Raw genomic sequence first — 15,662 nt, forward strand, 5'->3', positions numbered from 1 at the left:
CGGGATGGGGCAGGTGGTGAACGGTGCCCCCGGCGGTCAGGAGGCGGCGCCGACCTCCTTGAGGCGCTCGACGTAGTTCTGTGGAATGCGTCCGGACTTGTCCGGGCCGACGTTGAGCAGGAACAGCGCGTTGCCGGCGGTGGCCTTGGCCAGGTTGTCGGTGATGTCGGCGGTCGAGCGGGGCTCACCCGTCGAGGTGGTGTTGAACCAGGTTCTGTTGGTGTCCATGGTGTCGCTGGCGTCGATCGGCCGGGCGTTGGTGGCCGGCGGCATGCCCTCGACGGGGACTTCGTAGATGATGACGTCCGTGGTGAGCAGAGTGCCGCGGTGGTCGTTGTTGGCGACCACGGTGTTCGGGGAGATCCTGCGGATCATGTCCCGGACCGGCTGGTAGGGGATCTGTGAGTAGGGGACGTGCCAGCCCCAGCCGTCGAACCAGAGGTAGTCGATCTGGCCGTACTCGGTGAGGAGTTCGCGGAGCTGGTTCTGGACGACCTTCGTGCTGTCGCCGTTGTGCCGGTCCCAGATCGAGAAGTACAGGCCCACCTTGAGGCCCTCGGCGCGCATGGCGTCGACGTACTCGCGGATGACGTCGCCGTTTCCGTCCTTGTAAGGGCTCGCCGCCACGTCGTGGTCGGACAGCTCGCTGTCCCAGAGCGCGAACCCGTCGTGGTGCTTGGCGGTGAGCACGCCGAAAGTCATCCCGGCGTCCTTCATGGAACGCGCCCACTGCCGTGGACTGAGCGCGTCCGGGTTGAAGAGCGCCGGTGAGGCAGTCGGTTCCGCCCACTGCTTGTTCACATATGTCGACATGTTGTAGTGCAGGAACATCCCGAACCGGTTGTCCTGCACCCACTGCTGCGCGCGGGCCGACGGCGAGATCACCTCGTCGCCGAACGCTTCGACCTCCGCGAGCGACAGGTAGTCGGTGCCTTCGAGCTGGATGCGGAGGTAGCGGGCGGACCGGTCGAAGGCCACCTCGACGGACGGGCCGGAGAGCGCGGCCACGCGGGTCGCCGTGACCCCGCGCCGCGTGCGCGCCTCCTCGAGGCTGCGAGCGGTGATGGGGGTGTCGGAGGCGATCACCCAGAAGTTGGACAGCCGGTCCACGCAGCAGTCCGTGCGGTTCCAGACGACCACCTTGTCGAGCCTCTTGGACGCCCCCAGGTCTGTCTGCCAGTAGGGCTCGGCTTCCTGGGAGGTATGGGTGACGGAGCCGCCGGTGAAGTCCCCGTAGCGGTTGCCGTCGGCGGCCCGGGCTGCGGCGCCGTTGTAGTCGGTGCTGCTCTGGGTCGATGACGCGCCGAACACCAGGTTGCGGAGTTCGCTGCCCGGGGGTACCTCACTCGCGGCCGGTGCCGCGCCGGCGTGGGTCACGCCGCCCGCCAGCAGGCCCAGTGCCGCGATGACCACCGACAGGCGCGTTCTCATGGAACGCATCAGAACTGCCTCCCTCATAGGAGTTGACGAAGTTTCGTATATGATTCTGTCCTGATAGTGGACAGTCAAGCCCCTTGCTGGGACGTTCTGAAGTACACAGAAAGCGCCTTCTTGCAGGCATTTTGCCGCAGGGGTTGACGGGAGGTGCCGGGGTGGCGCAGCATCGCGAGGACAAAAATCGTATCTGATTTGCGGAGGCTGGGATGTACTACGGGACCGTTCTCAGACGCCTGGGGGGCGCGGCGGTGGCCGCCGTCCTCCTGTCAGGCGCCGCCGCGTGCACCGTCAAGAACTCCGACGAGCCCGACGAACAGCGGGCCGCCGCGGCGCGGCCGGGCAGTGGGACGGCGGAGCTGGCGGATGGGTCGGGGACGAAGGTCGCGCTGGTTCCGGGCGGCGCGCACCCCTACTTCCAGCCGTGGAAGAAGACCGGGGCCGACGCGGAGAAGACGTACGGCCTCGGCGACGTCGTCGTCGATGAGACGGCCGAGTGGGACCAGCAGAAGCAGAACAACCTGCTGTCCACCCTCGCGGCTCGCGGGTACAACGCGTTCGGGGTGTTCGGCGTGTCACCCACCGACATCAACACCACGTTCTCCGACCTCAAGTCGCAGGGTTTCGCCGTGGCGTCCCTCGGCTCGTGTCCGGCCGGCCCCACGAACAAGGCCGACTTCTGCCTCTCCACAGATGTCGAACTCGCCGCCTACAAGGCTGCCCAGGCGAGCATCGACGCGATGGGCCGCGAGGGCACCCTCGTCCATCTCACCGGCAACAACGTCGACGCCAACACCCAGTTGCGGATCAAGGGCGTGGAGAAGGCGGTGCAGGAGTCCGGCGGCAAGGTGAAACTGCTGCAGACTATCACCGACATCGACAAAGACCTACAGACCGCGCAGAAGGCAGTCGCCGACCTCCTCGCCGCGAAGGGGCAGGAGATCGACGGCATCGTCACCACCGCCTACAACCCGGCGGTCGCCGCAGCCGAGGCAGTGAAGAACTCGGGCTCGCGGGCCAAGGTGGTGGCCATCGACGACGACGCGAAGATCCTCGATTCGATCAAGGACGGCTCGGTCAGCGCCACCGTCGTGCAGAACCCCGCCGGCCAGGCGGAGATCGGCGCCTGGGCCCTCGCGCTGCTCCAGACCGAGCAGTGCGTGATGACCACCCCGGGCCAGGTGGTCGACTCCGGCTCGTTCGTCGTCACCAAGGAGAACGTCGCCGGCTACGACCGGGACAGGCAGGCCAAGACCGACGAGCTCAAGAAGCAGTTCGCGGACGAGCTGCTGTCCTGCGGCTGACCGCGGTCGACGAACCGGACACAGAAAGCCACGCCACCACATGAGCATCATCACGACCGCCACGGCCAGGCTGGCCGACATCGCGGTGGAGAAGGACCGCACCGACGCGGTGCAGTCCTTCGTCAAGCAAGAGACCATCCTCGTCGACATCACCACGGTGGACGGCCAGGAGGGCACCGGCTACGCGTACACCATCGGCACCGGGGGCACCTCGGTGCTCGCCCTCCTGCGGGACCACCTCCTGCCCGTCCTGCCCGGCCTGGACGCGCGCAACGTGGAGGCCCTCTGGCAGCGGCTGTTCGCCCTGACCCGGGCGACCACCACCGGCGCCATCACCTCCCTCGCCCTCGCCGCGGTCGACACGGCACTGTGGGACCTGCGCTGCAAGCGCGCGGGCGAGCCGCTCTGGCGGCTGGCCGGTGGCCACCGGCAGGAGGTGCCCGTCTACGACACCGAAGGCGGCTGGCTCCACCTGCCCACGGAGGAACTCGTCGCATCGGCTGTGCGCGCACAGCGGTCCGGCTGGTCCGGGGTGAAGATCAAGGTCGGCAAGCCGAACCCGGCGGAGGACGCCGAGCGGCTGCGCGCCGTCCGCGAGGCCGTCGGCCCCGCCATGCACATCATGACCGACGCCAACCAGTCCCAGAGCGCGTCCTCGGCGGTCCGGCTCGCCGCCGCACTCGCGCCCTACTCCCCGTTCTGGCTCGAGGAGCCGCTTCCCGCGGACGACGTCAGCGGCCATGCCCGGCTCGCCGCGGCCAGCGGGATTCCGCTCGCCGTGGGCGAGTCGCTGTACTCGCCGATGCAGTTCCGCGCCTACCTGGAAGCCGGTGCCGTCTCCGTGGTGCAGGTCGACGTGGCCCGGGTCGGCGGCATCACCCCCTGGCTGAAGGTCGCACACCTGGCCGAGGCACACAACGTCATGGTCTGCCCGCACTTCCTGATGGAACTCCACGTCAGCCTGGTCGCCGCGGTCAGCAACGGCATGTACGTCGAACACATCCCGCAACTGCGCGCCGTCACCCGGACAGAACTCGCCTTCCGCGAGGGCCGGGCGGTCGCACCGGACGAGCCCGGTATCGGCATCGACTGGGACGCCGACGCCCTCGACGACCGGACCGTGGCATGAGGACCGCCGCCGTGGCACCGGACGCGGGCACCGAGGAGCCCCAGACCCCTCCCCGCACCTCGGACCGGCTGCCGTTCTGGGTCAACCAGCGGCTGGGCCTGCTGGTCCTGACCATCGGCCTGGCCCTGCTGTTCGGGGCGCTGCGCCCGGCGTTCTTCGACGCCAGGCTCGTGCTCTTCCCCCTGCTGCGCGACATCTCGACGCTCACCGTCGTCGCGCTGGCGCAGATGGTCGTGCTGTCCGTCGGGCACATGAACCTCGCGGTGGGCCGGATGGCCGCGTTCGGCGCGCTGTTCGCCGGCTTCGGCTACGACCGGCTCGGCCTCCCGCTGCCTCTGGGGCTGCTGCTCTGCCTGGCGGCCGGGGCCGCGATCGGCGCGCTGACCGGCTGGATCATCGCCCGCACCGGAGTGGGCTCCTTCGTGGTCACCCTCGCCATGGACTTCGCCCTGCTGGGCCTGGTGTCCCTGGCCTACTCCGCGCTCACCGAGAACGCCGCGTTCACGTCCACCCCCGCCGGCCTCGACGAGTTGCGCGCCTACTCCCTCGCCGACATCTGCGTGGGCCCCGTGTGCGGCTCGCCCGCGATACCGCAGATCGCCCAGTTCACGGTACTCGCCCTGATCGCGCTCGGCTTTCTGTACTCCTGCACCCGCATCGGCAGGGAACTGCTGCTCACCGGCGCCAACCCGGCCGCGGCCGAGCTGTCCGGCATCCCCACCAAGCGGCGCGTCGTCACGGCGCACGCCCTGTCGGGGCTGCTGGCCGCGCTCGCCGGGTTCATGGCCGCCGCCGGCACCGGCACCTTCCGCGCCTCCATCGGCGACGACTTCATGCTGCCCTCGTTCCTCGGGGCCGTGCTCGGCGGGACCCTGCTCACCGGCGGTGTCGTCTCCGTGGTCGGAGCCCTGCTCGGCACGTCGCTCGTCGCAGTGATCCGCAAGGGGCTCGACCTCCTGGGCGTGGGCCTGGAGAGCCTGAACATCTACCTCGGCTGTGTCCTGCTGCTCGCCCTCTCGGCCGACCGGGTGCGCAACGTCCTCTCCTACCGCAAGGTGGTGCGCTCCACGTGATCGCGATCCGAAGCCGGAGCGCCGGCGCGGTGCCGGCCCTGCGGCGCTTCTCCCGCTCCACCGCCATGACGCTGCTGTGTGTCGTCGTCATCGGCTACCTCGCACTCGGCGTGGCCTCGTCCGGTTCCTTCTTCGAAGGCCCCTCCGTACGCACCTTCCTGCAGTACCTGGCCACCCCCATCCTCATCGGCCTGGCCCAGATGGTCGTCCTGTGCGTGGGGCAGCTCAACCTCGCCGTCGGCGCCCTCGGTGGCTTCACCGCCTGTCTGATGGGGGTGCTGATGGCCGACGCGGGGGTGCCCGCGGCTCTGGCGGTGCCGGCGGGGGTCCTCTCTGCCACCCTGATCGGCCTGCTCACCGGGGTGTTCATCGTGGCCACCCAGATCAACGGCTTCATCGTCACGCTGGGCACCATGACCATCCTGCTGGGCGCCCAGTACCGGCTGACCGGGACCCGTACCGTCGACGGCTACTCCTCGACGCTGCGCGACCTCGGCCGCGCCGCCCCCCTCAACCTCCCACTGGTCTTCCTCGTGGCGCTGGTCACGGCCGTGTTGCTGGCGGCCTTCCTCTACCGCGCCACCGCCGGCCGCCGCCTCCTCGCGGCCGGCGGCAACCCGTTGGCGGCACGGCTGTCGGGCATCTCCACGGACCGGCAGACAGTCCTCGCCCACACGTTGTCCGGGCTGCTCATCGGCCTCGCCGCGCTGACCGCCACCGCGTCGCTGCCCGGCGTCAACCGCAGCGTCGGCGGCGACTGGCTGCTGCCCAGCTTCGCCGCCCCGATCATCGGGGGCGTCGCGCTCACCGGCGGGTCCGTGGCCGTTCTCGGCACCGTGCTGGCGGCCTTCGTGATGCGGCTCATCGACGCGGCACGGGCCGAGTTCTCGCTCGACCCCAGTTGGGTCAACTTCCTCATCGGACTGGTCATGCTGGGCACCGTCGTCGGCGGCCGGCTGCACCAGGGGCACCTCGAAAGGGCCGGCAAGAACCGGCGAACCCCGACCGCGCCCACCGGCGGCGGCACCGCGCCCGCCGCGGACAGCCTCCTGGCCGGCACCGGAGGTGCCCAGTGAGCGAGCCGCTCCTCGCATGTGAGGACATCGTCAAGGTCTTTCCCGGCGTACGCGCCCTCGACCAGGTGGGGCTACGCCTCCAGGCAGGCACGGTGCACGCGCTGCTCGGCGAGAACGGGGCCGGCAAGTCGACGCTCATCAAAGTGCTGACCGGTGTCCACGCGCCGGACGGCGGCCGGCTGCGCTGGCAGGGGGACGAGGTGCACCTCCGCTCACCGCTGGAGGCCGGCCGGCTCGGCATCGGCGTCGTGCACCAGGAGCGCAACGTCATTCCGGGCTTCTCGGTCGCCGAGAACATCACCCTCCAGCAGCCACCCGCCCGCCGCGGGCTCATCAGCCCCGCGGCGATGATCGGGCCCGCCCGCGACTGCCTCCAGGAACTCGGCCTCGACCTCGACCCGCGCCTGCCCGTCCGTGAGTTGTCGGTGGCCCAACAGCAACTGGTGGAGATCGCCAAGGCCCTCCACACCGACAGCCGCGTCCTGCTCCTGGACGAGCCGACCGCGTCCCTCTCGCCGGGCGAGGCGGAGCGGCTGTTCGAGGTGATCCGACGGCTGACGGCCCGGGGGACCTGTGTGGTCTTCGTCAGTCACAAGCTGGAGGAGGTCTTCGCCCTCTGCGACACCGTCACGGTCCTGCGTGACGGCCGTTCCGTCCTGGAGTCCGCGCCCCTGTCCGAGCACACCCACGACGACATCGTCAGCCTCATGGTGGGCCGTGCCCACGCGGCCACCGCCTTCACGCCCCGCACCGTCGACGCGTCCGGGCCCGCCGCACTCAGCCTCACCGGCATCGCCACCGCCGCCGGTCACGAGGACGTCTCCTTCGACGTCGCCACGGGAGAGATCGTCGGTCTCTACGGACTGGTGGGCGCGGGACGCAGCGAACTGGTCAAGGCCGTGCTCGGACTCGACCGGGTTCACTCCGGCGAGGTGCGGGTGCACGGCGAGCCGGCGAGCATCTCCTCGCCCCGCCAGGCCCTCCACCGCTACGGCATCGGCTACCTGACGGAGAACCGCAAGGAAGAAGGGGTCTTCCTCGACCAACCCATCACGCGGAACATCGCGGTGACCGTGTGGCGGAAGCTCGCCGGAGCCCTCGGCCAGGTCTCCTCGAAGCGCGAACAGGCCGTCGCCCAGGACCTGGTCGACCGGCTCGGCATCCGGCTCGCCCGGCTGGGCCAGAACGCCGGCGAACTGTCCGGCGGCAACCAGCAGAAGGTCAGCCTCGCGAAATGGCTGGCCACCGACACCAGACTGCTCATCGTCGACGAGCCCACCGTGGGCGTGGACGTCCGCACCAAGCACGCCTTCCACGAACTGCTCTGGGAGCTGGCCCGTGACGGCATGCCCATCGTGCTGATCAGCAGCGATCTCGGCGAGATGGTGACGCTCGCCGACCGCGTGGTCGTCATGGCCGGGCACCGCGTCCGCGGCCAGGTCGCCAACGACCACGACTACGAACGGATGAGCCAGCGGATCATCCGCCTCATCCACGACAGGCCCGCGCCGGAAGCGGCCGTGGAGAAGGGACGCATGACCCCATGAAACGCGTCGCGCAGGTCATCCGTGTCCGCCCGGAGAAGCTCGACGAGTACCGCGAGCTGCACCGCAATGTTCCCCAGCCGGTGCTCGACACGCTCCGCCGCTGCCACATCGCGAACTACTCGATCCACCTCCTCGGCGACCGGCTCTTCAGCTACTTCGAGTACCACGGCGACGACCTGGCGGCGGACCTCGCCCGGATGGCCGCCGACGAGCACACCCGGGAGTGGTGGGAACGCACCGACCCCTGCCAGCAACCCGTCGAGGAGGCCGCTCCCGGCGACTGGTGGACGCCCATGGAACAGGTCTTCCTCATGGAGTAGCCGAGCGGCATGAGCCACCGCCGTACCACCGTCCCTCACACGAGCCGCACAACCGGCCCGCGACCGCAAGGAGAACCACCCGTGACCGACCCGCCGCGTCCTGCCGCCTCCGGCCGGGAGCGCCCCGCAACGACCGTCACCGCCCTGGACACCTACGACATCCGCTTCCCCGACGGCGACTTCCGGGCCGCCGGCCGGAAGGAGAACCGGCACCGATGAAGGATCTGGCTGGTTTCAGGGCCTTGGTGACGGGCGGCGCCTCCGGTATCGGGCTGGCCACAGCCCGGCTGCTGACCCTGCGCGGCGCGGAGGTAGCCGTCCTCGACCTGGCACCGCGGGGACTGCCCGCACCGCTGCGCGGCTACCAGGCCGACGTCGCCGACGACGCCTCCGTGCGTGCGGCGGTCACCGAGGCCGCCGACGACCTCGGCGGCCTCGACATCCTGGTCAACAACGCGGGCATCGGTGCGGTCGGCACGGTGGAGGACCACGCGGACGCCGAGTGGCACCGGGTCCTGGACGTGAACGTGCTCGGTGTGGTCCGGACGACCAGGGCCGCGCTGCCGCTGCTGCGGCACGCGGCGGCAGCCAGGCCGGGCGCCGCGTCGATCGTGAACGTGTGCTCCATCGCGGCCACCGCCGGCCTGCCGCGGCGTGCTCTGTACAGCGCGAGCAAGGGAGCGGTGCTGTCGCTGACGCTGGCCATGGCCGCCGACCACGTACGGGAAGGCATCCGCGTGAACTGCGTCAACCCGGGCACCGCGGACACCCCCTGGGTCGGCAGGCTGCTCGACCAGGCCGCCGATCCCGCGGCGGAACGGGCCGCGCTCGAGGCCCGGCAGCCCCTGGGCCGGCTGGTGACGGCTGACGAGGTGGCGGGCGCAGTGGTCTACCTGGCGAGCCCGTCCGCGGCCTCGGTCACCGGCACCGCGCTGGCGGTGGACGGCGGCATGCAGGGGCTGCGGCTGCGCCCGGCGGGGCAGCGATGAGCGGCCCCACGCCCCCCGCCGCCCCCGCCACGCGCCGTGCCGTCCTGGGTGGCAGCGGTGTCGCCGTCACCCGCCTCGGGTTCGGCACGGCGGCCATCGCGGGCCTCTACAGCGAGGTCGCCGAGGACGAGGCGATCGCGACGATCGAGGCCGCGTGGGATGCGGGCATCCGCTACTTCGACACCGCCCCGCACTACGGCCTGGGCGTGTCCGAACGCCGGCTCGGCGTCGCCCTGCGCGGCAGGCCGCGGGCGGAGTACACGGTGTCCACCAAGGTTGGACGCGTGCTGGAGCCGATCCCCGGCGCCGCCCACGGCGACGACCGGGCGCACGGCTTCTCCGTGCCCGCCACCCACCGGCGGGTGTGGGACTTCAGCTCCGACGGCGTCCGCCGCTCGCTCGAGGACAGCCTCGTCCGGCTGGGCCTGGACCACGTGGACATCGCCCTGATCCACGATCCCGACGAGCATGCCGAACAGGCGTTTGGCGAGGCGTACCCGGCACTGGAGCGGCTCCGCGACGAGGGTGTGGTGCGCGCCATCGGAGCCGGGATGAACCAGTCCGCCATGCTCACCCGCTTCGTCGAGGACACCGACGTGGACGTGGTGCTGTGTGCCGGCCGCTACACCCTGCTGGAGCAGCCCGCCCTGGACGACCTGCTGCCGGCCGCCGCCGCCCGGGGCACCAGCGTGATCATCGGGGGGATCTACAACTCCGGCCTGCTGGCCGACCCCGCGGCACCTGGCGCCACCTACGACTACGGGGTGGCCCCGCGGCACCTGCTGGACCGGGCACGGGCGAGTGCCGAGGTCACCGAGGCCCACGGCGTGCCGCTGCGGGCGGCTGCCCTGCACTTCCCCCTCGGCCATCCCGCGGTCGTGTCGGTGCTGACCGGGGCGCGGTCGGTGGAGGAGGTCCAGGACACGGCGGCCCTGTTCCAGCGTGCGGTGCCCCCGCGGGTGTGGGACGAACTGCACGCGACAGGGCTGCTCCCGCCGGCCGTGCCCGTTCCGGGGAAGGAGTAGACGTGCGGATCGCCCTGTTCGTCACGTGCCTCTGCGACACGCTGTACCCGCAGACCGGGAAGGCCGTCGTGGCGCTCCTGGAACGGCTCGGCCACCGTGTGGACTTCCCGCGGGCGCAGACCTGCTGCGGCCAGATGCACTTCAACACCGGTTACCGGCCCGAGGCACTGCCGCTGGTGCGCGGCTTCGCCGACGCCTTCGCCGGCTACGACGCCGTCGTGACCCCCTCCGCGTCCTGCGCCGGGATGGTCCGCGAACACCACCGCACGCTCGCCGTCCAGTACGGCGAGCCCGAACTTGCCGCCGCGGTCGATCGGCTGGCACCGCGGGTCCACGAGCTCTCCGAGTTCCTCGTCGACGTGCTCGGCGTCACCGACGTCGGCGCGTACTTCCCCCATCGCGTCACGTACCACCCCACCTGCCACTCCCTGCGGATGCTGCGCACCGGCGACCGCCCCCTGCGGCTGCTGCGCGCCGTCCGCGGGATCGAACTCGTCGAACTGCCGGAGGCGGAGAGCTGCTGCGGCTTCGGCGGCACGTTCGCTCTGAAGAACGCCGAGGTCTCCGCCGCGATGCTCGCCGACAAGGTCCGGCAGGTGAGCGCCAGCCGCGCCGACGTGCTGTGCGCGGCGGACAGCTCCTGCCTCCTGCACATCGGCGGCGGCCTCTCCCGGCTGCGGACGGGGATCGGCACCCGGCACCTCGCCGAGATACTGGCCGCCACCGAAGGAGCGGAACGATGACCCGCACCGCGAAGAACGAACCGCCCGGCGTCGTCTGGCTGGGCACCCCCCACTTCCCCGTCGCCGCACGCACCGCGGTCGGCGACCCCCAACTGCGGGAGAACCTGCGCAGGGCGACCACGACCATCCGGAGCAGGCGACTGGCCGCCGTGGGCGAGCTGGACGACTGGGAGGACCTGCGCACCGCCGGCGCCGCGGTCAAGCGGGCGGCGCTGCGTCACCTCGACACCCATCTGCTGCGGCTGGAGGAGTCCGTCGAGCGGGCGGGCGGCACGGTGCACTGGGCGGCCGACGCCGCCGAGGCCAACCGCATCGTCACCGAGCTGGTGCGGGCGACCGGGGAACGGGAGGTGGTCAAGGTCAAGTCGATGGCCACCCAGGAGATCGGGCTGAACGAGGCGCTGTCCGCGGCGGGCATCACCGCGTACGAGACCGACCTCGCCGAGCTCATCGTGCAACTCGCCGACGACCGCCCCTCGCACATCCTCGTGCCCGCCATCCACAAGAACCGCACCGAGATCCGCGAGCTGTTCACCACCACCATGGGCCAGTGGGGGAGACCCGCCCCCGAGAACCTGACCGCCGACCCGGCCGCCCTGGCCGAGGCCGCCCGCCTCCACCTGCGGGAGAGGTTCCTGCGCGCCAGGGTCGCGGTCTCCGGCGCCAACTTCGCCTGCGCCGACACCGGCACCGTGGTCGTCGTCGAGTCCGAGGGCAACGGCCGCATGTGCCTCACGCTCCCCGAGACGCTCATCACCGTCATGGGCATCGAGAAGGTGCTGCCGACCTTCGCCGACCTGGACGTCTTCCTCCAACTGCTGCCCCGCTCCGCCACCGGCGAGCGGATGAACCCGTACACCTCGATGTGGACCGGAACCCACGACGGCGACGGCCCCCGGGACTTCCACCTCGTCCTCCTCGACAACGGCCGCACCGCGACCCTGCGCGACACCGTCGGCCGTCAGGCACTCGCCTGCATCCGCTGCTCGGCATGTCTGAACGTCTGCCCGGTCTACGAGCGCACCGGCGGCCACGCCTACGGTTCGCCCTACCCCGGCCCCATCGGCGCCGTGCTCACCCCGCAGCTCGCCGGGATCGAGCACGCGCCGTCACTGCCCTTCGCCTCGACCCTGTGTGGCGCCTGCTACGACGCCTGCCCAGTGAAGATCGACATTCCGGAGGTGCTGCTCCACCTCCGTGCCCGGGCCGTCGAGTCGAAGAGGGGGCCCCTGCCCAGCCCGGAGGCCCTGGTCATGAAGGCCGCCGCCACCACGCTGGCTTCTCCGCGCGCACTGGCGTGGGCACAGCGGGCCGCGGCGCTCGGCGGTCGCGTGCTGGCCCGGCGCGGCGTCCTGCGCCGCCTCCCCGGCCCGCTCGCTCGCTGGTCCGCCAGCCGCGACACCGCCGCACCCCCGCGCGAGACGTTCCGCGCCTGGTGGCGCCGTACGCACCGGCGGCCGGGCCAATGAGCAGCCGACAGGAGATCCTCACCCGGATCGCGGGCGCTCTGCGTGACGTACCCGAGGACGAAGGGGCAGAAGCAGCACCGGCCGACCGCCGGAGCCCCGTGGTGCGCCACCCGCCCGACCCCGTGGCGCTCTTCGCCGAGCGGGCCGCCGAGTACCGCGCCGCCGTCACCCGGACCACGGAGTCCGAGGCGTCCGCAGCCATCGGCGCCGCCCTCGCGGCCCGGTCCCCGGCCCGCCTCGTCGTCCCGCACGGCTTCCCCGAGGCGTGGCTGCCCGCGCGCCGGACCTGGCAGCGACTCGAGGACGACCCTCCCCTGCGGCCCGCGCAGCTCGACGCCGCGGACGGGGCCCTCACCACCTGCGCCCTGGCCGTCGCCGAGACCGGCACCCTGGTCCTGGACGCGGGCCCCGGTCAGGGCAGGCGCGCCCTCACCCTGCTCCCCGACTTCCACCTCTGCGTGCTGCGGTCCGCGCAGATCGCCCCGGACGTGCCCACAGCACTGCGCGGTCTCGACCCGTGCTGCCCGCTGACGTTCGTTTCGGGGCCGTCCGCGACCAGCGACATCGAGCTGGAGCGGGTCGAAGGAGTGCACGGCCCCCGCGTCCTGCACATCGTCATCGTCGAACCGGACAGCCGAGGAGCTGACACGCACCCATGAGCACCGCCTCGCAGCGCGTCGACGCGCACCACCACGTCTGGGACCTGACCGTGCGCGACCAGGAGTGGATCAACGGCCCGGACCTCGCTCCGCTGCGCCGTGACTTCTCGGTGTCGGACCTGGCCCCGCTCGCACAGGAGGCCGGGGTCGGCGCCACGGTCCTCGTCCAGACCGTCACGGTCGCCGACGAGACCCCCGAGCTGCTGGCCGTCGCGGAGGAGCACGACCTCATCGGCGCCGTCGTCGGCTGGGTCGATCTCACCCTGCCGGACGTCGCGGAGCGGCTGGCCCGGTTGCGCGAGCTGCCGGGTGGCCGGTACCTCGCCGGAATCCGCCACCAGGTCCAGGCCGAGCCGGACCCGGACTGGCTGACCCGACCCTCCGTGCTGCGCGGCCTGCGCGCCGTGGCGTCGGCCGGACTGGCGTACGACCTGGTCGTTCTGCCGCACCAGTTGCGTGCCGCCGCACGCGCCGCCGCCGAGGTCCCGGACCTGGTCTTCGTCCTCGACCACCTGGGCAAGCCCCCGGTCGCCGCCGGCGCCCTGGAGCCCTGGGCCGACGGGGTGCGCCGCCTCGCGTCCCGGCCCAACGTGACGTGCAAGCTCTCCGGTCTGGTGACCGAGGCCGACTGGGCGTCCTGGCGGATCGACGACCTGCGCCCGTACGCCGACACGGTGCTCACGGCCTTCGGACCCGACCGGACCATGTTCGGCTCCGACTGGCCCGTGTGCACCCTCGCCGCCACCTACGGCGACGTCGTCGCGACCGGCCTGGCGCTCACGCAGGCGCTGAGCCCCAGCGAGCTGACCGCGGTCTGGTCCGGCACCGCCACGCGCGTGTACCGGCTGGCCGGCTGATCCGACACGAGCGGCGCTCCCGCCGCGCGGTCAGTCACCGCCCGCCGTCACGGCTCCTGCCGGAACCGCGCCCGCTGCCGCTCCAGGCTGCGTTGGAGGTGCTCCTCCATGGCCGCCGCGGCGCGGTCGGGGCTGTGGCGCAGCAGTGCCCGCAGGACCCGGCCGTGCTCGGCGAGCGTGTCCGGACTCGCGCCGGCGACCGGACTCAGCCTGAACAGGTGCAGGTGTACGTGCAGGCGCTCCACCGCGTCCCCGAGCAGCCGGCGACCGGAGGCTTCGGCGATCAGTTCGTGGAAACGCTGGTCCAGCGTCGCGAAGCCGCCGTACTCGGCGTAGCTCTCGCCCAGTTCGGGCCGCTCCCGCATCTCCTCGAGGAGCCTTTCCATCAGGTCGAGCTGCGCCTCCGTGGCGTGCTCCGCCGCCCGGGCAGCGGCGTACGGCTCCAGCAGCATCCGCATCTCGAACAACTCCTCGACGCCCTGACGGTCGAGGAGCTCCGTGGCGCGGTATCCGGACAGGGACCGCTTGACCACCAACCCGTCGGACTCCAGCCGGGCCAGGGCCTCGCGCACCGGGGTCGGCGAGACCGCGAGCGCCCGGGCCAGAGCCTGGATGCCGAGCCGGCCGCCGGGGGCGATACGGTGGTCCATGACCATCGCCTTCACCTCCTCGTAGACGCCGTTTACGAGGTCTGGGCGCTTCGGAACCGACGGCGAAGGGGAGACGTCGGCCTTGTCGGCGTCAAGCTCCTCCGACAGCATGGGCCCCTTTCCGTTCGAGCGTCCTTGATTGTATCCGGGCCGTGCGGCCGGGCAGGGTCAAGACCCTTCCCGATGGCTGCGACGCTGACGTTCCAGACTGCGGGTGAGGTGTTCGGTCATCGCCTCCGCGGCCCGCCCGCTGTCGCGGCGCAGCATGGCCCGGAGGATTCGTTCGTGCTCCACCACTGTGGGCTCGCCGGCTCCCGGCACGCTGCCGAGACGGAAGACGTGCAGGTGTGAGTGGAGCCGATCCACGGCATCGGCGAGCAGCGGACGGCGCGCCGCCTGAGTGATCGCCGCGTGGAAGCGCTGGTCGAGTGCCGCGAAGTCCCGGTAGGTGGCGTACCGGCCGGTCGGCCCCGGGTGGGCCTGCATCTCGTCCACGATCCGCTCCATGGCGTCGAGCTGCGCGTCGTCGGCGTGCGACGCCGCGAACGCTGTGGCCGGGGGCTCCAGCAGCATCCGCATCTCGAACAACTCCTCGAGCGCCTCCCGCGTGAGGAGTTCCGTCGCGCGGTACCCGGACAGCGACCGCTTGACCACGAGCCCGTCCGACTCGAGCCGGGCGAGCGCCTCGCGAACCGGAGTGGGTGAGACACCGAGCCGACGCGCCAGACCGTCGATGCTCACACGGGCGCCAGGAGCGATCTCGTGGTCCATGACCATGGCCTTGATGTGCTCGTACACGCTCTCGGAGAGCATCTGACGCCCCGGACCGGCGTCCGGCAGCCCGTGCTCCGGCGCAGGTGCAGACCCGAAGGCATCCCGCGGCGGCATCCGCCTGTCCTCCACTCCCGTGACAACGTCCACAAGTCTGCCTCGTCCCCGCCGACCGGTGCGACCCCCGTGCGCTCTCGCTGGGTATGTGCCCGCCGCGGGGTGGTTCGCCCTTCCTGGCGCCGACGTGCTCCGTCGGGTGAACGAGCGGCATCGGCCGCCGCCGGGGCCGTTGACCAGCCCATCTCGGGGCGCCCCCGGCAGGACTCGAACCTGCGGCCAAGCGCTTAGAAGGCGCCTGCTCTATCCGCTGAGCTACGGGGGCCGGACGGTGGCCGCAGTGGCATCCGCCCCCGGCGGTGGTGACGGTGCCGACCGAGCGGGCCGTGGGCTGGCGGGCGCGGCGGTTCCGTGACCTTGCCGGGGACAAGGATAAGGGCCGGCGGTACCGATACCGGTTGCTTCACCTCCATGTCACGATGTGGAGGTTCCGTGAAGCGGTCCGATAATCGCAGGTGCGTACGAGACGTGCAGCGTTTTTTGCCGAGCCGGACGCGGG

16 protein-coding genes and 1 tRNA gene are annotated in these 15,662 nt (G+C 71.6%); 13 read left to right on the top strand and 4 right to left on the bottom strand.

Annotated elements, in window-relative coordinates; all coding sequences use genetic code 11:
• Positions 1-36 precede the first annotated feature (36 nt).
• Positions 37-1,431 carry an alpha-L-fucosidase gene (locus tag A3IG_RS0107860; protein WP_236719229.1) on the bottom strand — a complete coding sequence of 465 codons (1,395 nt, stop codon included), beginning with the start codon at positions 1,429-1,431 and terminating at the stop codon, positions 37-39.
• A gap of 212 nt (positions 1,432-1,643) precedes the next feature.
• Between A3IG_RS0107860 and A3IG_RS0107865 the strand changes: the two genes are divergently transcribed.
• From A3IG_RS0107865 to A3IG_RS0107925, 13 genes are all read left to right on the top strand, one after another.
• Complete coding sequence (locus A3IG_RS0107865; protein ID WP_018383004.1) at positions 1,644-2,738, top strand: sugar ABC transporter substrate-binding protein; 1,095 nt, start codon at positions 1,644-1,646, stop codon at positions 2,736-2,738.
• 40 nt (positions 2,739-2,778) lie between these two features.
• Positions 2,779-3,867, top strand: a complete 1,089-nt coding sequence (locus A3IG_RS0107870) for a mandelate racemase/muconate lactonizing enzyme family protein (protein WP_018383005.1) — start codon at positions 2,779-2,781, stop codon at positions 3,865-3,867.
• Complete coding sequence (locus A3IG_RS0107875) at positions 3,864-4,940, top strand: ABC transporter permease (RefSeq protein ID WP_018383006.1); 1,077 nt, start codon at positions 3,864-3,866, stop codon at positions 4,938-4,940. The genes A3IG_RS0107870 and A3IG_RS0107875 overlap by 4 nt, the downstream gene beginning before the upstream one ends.
• A 65-nt stretch (positions 4,941-5,005) precedes the next feature.
• A complete protein-coding gene (locus A3IG_RS0107880) occupies positions 5,006-6,016 on the top strand; it encodes an ABC transporter permease (protein ID WP_104530691.1) in 1,011 nt (336 codons plus the stop codon).
• The gene (locus A3IG_RS0107885; RefSeq protein WP_018383008.1) at positions 6,013-7,563 is read left to right on the top strand and encodes a sugar ABC transporter ATP-binding protein; all 1,551 of its coding nucleotides are present in this window, start codon (positions 6,013-6,015) and stop codon (positions 7,561-7,563) included. Before A3IG_RS0107880 ends, A3IG_RS0107885 begins: the two co-directional genes overlap by 4 nt.
• Entirely contained in the window at positions 7,560-7,883 is a 324-nt protein-coding gene (locus A3IG_RS0107890) for an L-rhamnose mutarotase (protein ID WP_018383009.1), read from the top strand. The genes A3IG_RS0107885 and A3IG_RS0107890 overlap by 4 nt, the downstream gene beginning before the upstream one ends.
• Positions 7,884-7,964: 81 nt before the next feature.
• Entirely contained in the window at positions 7,965-8,102 is a 138-nt protein-coding gene (locus A3IG_RS34135; protein ID WP_018383010.1) for a hypothetical protein, read from the top strand.
• On the top strand, positions 8,099-8,872 hold the full coding sequence (locus A3IG_RS0107900) for an SDR family NAD(P)-dependent oxidoreductase (protein ID WP_018383011.1): 774 nt from the start codon (positions 8,099-8,101) through the stop codon (positions 8,870-8,872). The genes A3IG_RS34135 and A3IG_RS0107900 overlap by 4 nt, the downstream gene beginning before the upstream one ends.
• A complete protein-coding gene (locus A3IG_RS0107905; protein WP_018383012.1) occupies positions 8,869-9,897 on the top strand; it encodes an aldo/keto reductase in 1,029 nt (342 codons plus the stop codon). Before A3IG_RS0107900 ends, A3IG_RS0107905 begins: the two co-directional genes overlap by 4 nt.
• Positions 9,898-9,899: 2 nt before the next feature.
• Positions 9,900-10,640, top strand: a complete 741-nt coding sequence (locus A3IG_RS0107910; protein WP_018383013.1) for a (Fe-S)-binding protein — start codon at positions 9,900-9,902, stop codon at positions 10,638-10,640.
• A complete protein-coding gene (locus tag A3IG_RS0107915) occupies positions 10,637-12,109 on the top strand; it encodes a LutB/LldF family L-lactate oxidation iron-sulfur protein (RefSeq protein ID WP_018383014.1) in 1,473 nt (490 codons plus the stop codon). Before A3IG_RS0107910 ends, A3IG_RS0107915 begins: the two co-directional genes overlap by 4 nt.
• On the top strand, positions 12,106-12,768 hold the full coding sequence (locus A3IG_RS0107920) for a LutC/YkgG family protein (protein WP_040911013.1): 663 nt from the start codon (positions 12,106-12,108) through the stop codon (positions 12,766-12,768). Before A3IG_RS0107915 ends, A3IG_RS0107920 begins: the two co-directional genes overlap by 4 nt.
• Entirely contained in the window at positions 12,765-13,625 is an 861-nt protein-coding gene (locus tag A3IG_RS0107925; protein ID WP_018383016.1) for an amidohydrolase family protein, read from the top strand. The genes A3IG_RS0107920 and A3IG_RS0107925 overlap by 4 nt, the downstream gene beginning before the upstream one ends.
• A gap of 47 nt (positions 13,626-13,672) precedes the next feature.
• Here the strand turns inward: A3IG_RS0107925 and A3IG_RS0107930 are convergent, their stop codons facing one another.
• The 3 genes from A3IG_RS0107930 to A3IG_RS0107940 all read right to left on the bottom strand — a co-directional run bounded on the left by A3IG_RS0107930 (position 13,673) and on the right by A3IG_RS0107940 (position 15,428).
• The gene (locus tag A3IG_RS0107930; RefSeq protein ID WP_018383017.1) at positions 13,673-14,386 is read right to left on the bottom strand and encodes a GntR family transcriptional regulator; all 714 of its coding nucleotides are present in this window, start codon (positions 14,384-14,386) and stop codon (positions 13,673-13,675) included.
• Positions 14,387-14,443: 57 nt separating this feature from the next.
• On the bottom strand, positions 14,444-15,088 hold the full coding sequence (locus A3IG_RS0107935; RefSeq protein ID WP_018383018.1) for a GntR family transcriptional regulator: 645 nt from the start codon (positions 15,086-15,088) through the stop codon (positions 14,444-14,446).
• Between the two features lie 267 nt (positions 15,089-15,355).
• Positions 15,356-15,428: transfer RNA gene (locus A3IG_RS0107940), tRNA-Arg, on the bottom strand.
• Positions 15,429-15,662: the final 234 nt, after the last annotated feature.

The sequence above is a fragment of the Wenjunlia vitaminophila DSM 41686 genome, assembly GCF_000380165.1.
Classification (GTDB): Bacteria; Actinomycetota; Actinomycetes; order Streptomycetales; family Streptomycetaceae; genus Wenjunlia; species Wenjunlia vitaminophila.

What these genes read in the sequence shown, in the direction of transcription:
- A3IG_RS0107860 (WP_236719229.1), bottom strand. Translation starts at nt 1,431, where the DNA reads ATGAGAACGCGCCTGTCGGTGGTCATCGCGGCACTGGGCCTGCTGGCG.
- A3IG_RS0107865 (WP_018383004.1), top strand. Translation starts at nt 1,644, where the DNA reads ATGTACTACGGGACCGTTCTCAGACGCCTGGGGGGCGCGGCGGTGGCC.
- A3IG_RS0107870 (WP_018383005.1), top strand. Translation starts at nt 2,779, where the DNA reads ATGAGCATCATCACGACCGCCACGGCCAGGCTGGCCGACATCGCGGTG.
- A3IG_RS0107875 (WP_018383006.1), top strand. Translation starts at nt 3,864, where the DNA reads ATGAGGACCGCCGCCGTGGCACCGGACGCGGGCACCGAGGAGCCCCAG.
- A3IG_RS0107880 (WP_104530691.1), top strand. Translation starts at nt 5,006, where the DNA reads ATGACGCTGCTGTGTGTCGTCGTCATCGGCTACCTCGCACTCGGCGTG.
- A3IG_RS0107890 (WP_018383009.1), top strand. Translation starts at nt 7,560, where the DNA reads ATGAAACGCGTCGCGCAGGTCATCCGTGTCCGCCCGGAGAAGCTCGAC.
- A3IG_RS0107900 (WP_018383011.1), top strand. Translation starts at nt 8,099, where the DNA reads ATGAAGGATCTGGCTGGTTTCAGGGCCTTGGTGACGGGCGGCGCCTCC.
- A3IG_RS0107905 (WP_018383012.1), top strand. Translation starts at nt 8,869, where the DNA reads ATGAGCGGCCCCACGCCCCCCGCCGCCCCCGCCACGCGCCGTGCCGTC.
- A3IG_RS0107915 (WP_018383014.1), top strand. Translation starts at nt 10,637, where the DNA reads ATGACCCGCACCGCGAAGAACGAACCGCCCGGCGTCGTCTGGCTGGGC.
- A3IG_RS0107920 (WP_040911013.1), top strand. Translation starts at nt 12,106, where the DNA reads ATGAGCAGCCGACAGGAGATCCTCACCCGGATCGCGGGCGCTCTGCGT.
- A3IG_RS0107925 (WP_018383016.1), top strand. Translation starts at nt 12,765, where the DNA reads ATGAGCACCGCCTCGCAGCGCGTCGACGCGCACCACCACGTCTGGGAC.
- A3IG_RS0107930 (WP_018383017.1), bottom strand. Translation starts at nt 14,386, where the DNA reads ATGCTGTCGGAGGAGCTTGACGCCGACAAGGCCGACGTCTCCCCTTCG.
- A3IG_RS0107935 (WP_018383018.1), bottom strand. Translation starts at nt 15,088, where the DNA reads ATGCTCTCCGAGAGCGTGTACGAGCACATCAAGGCCATGGTCATGGAC.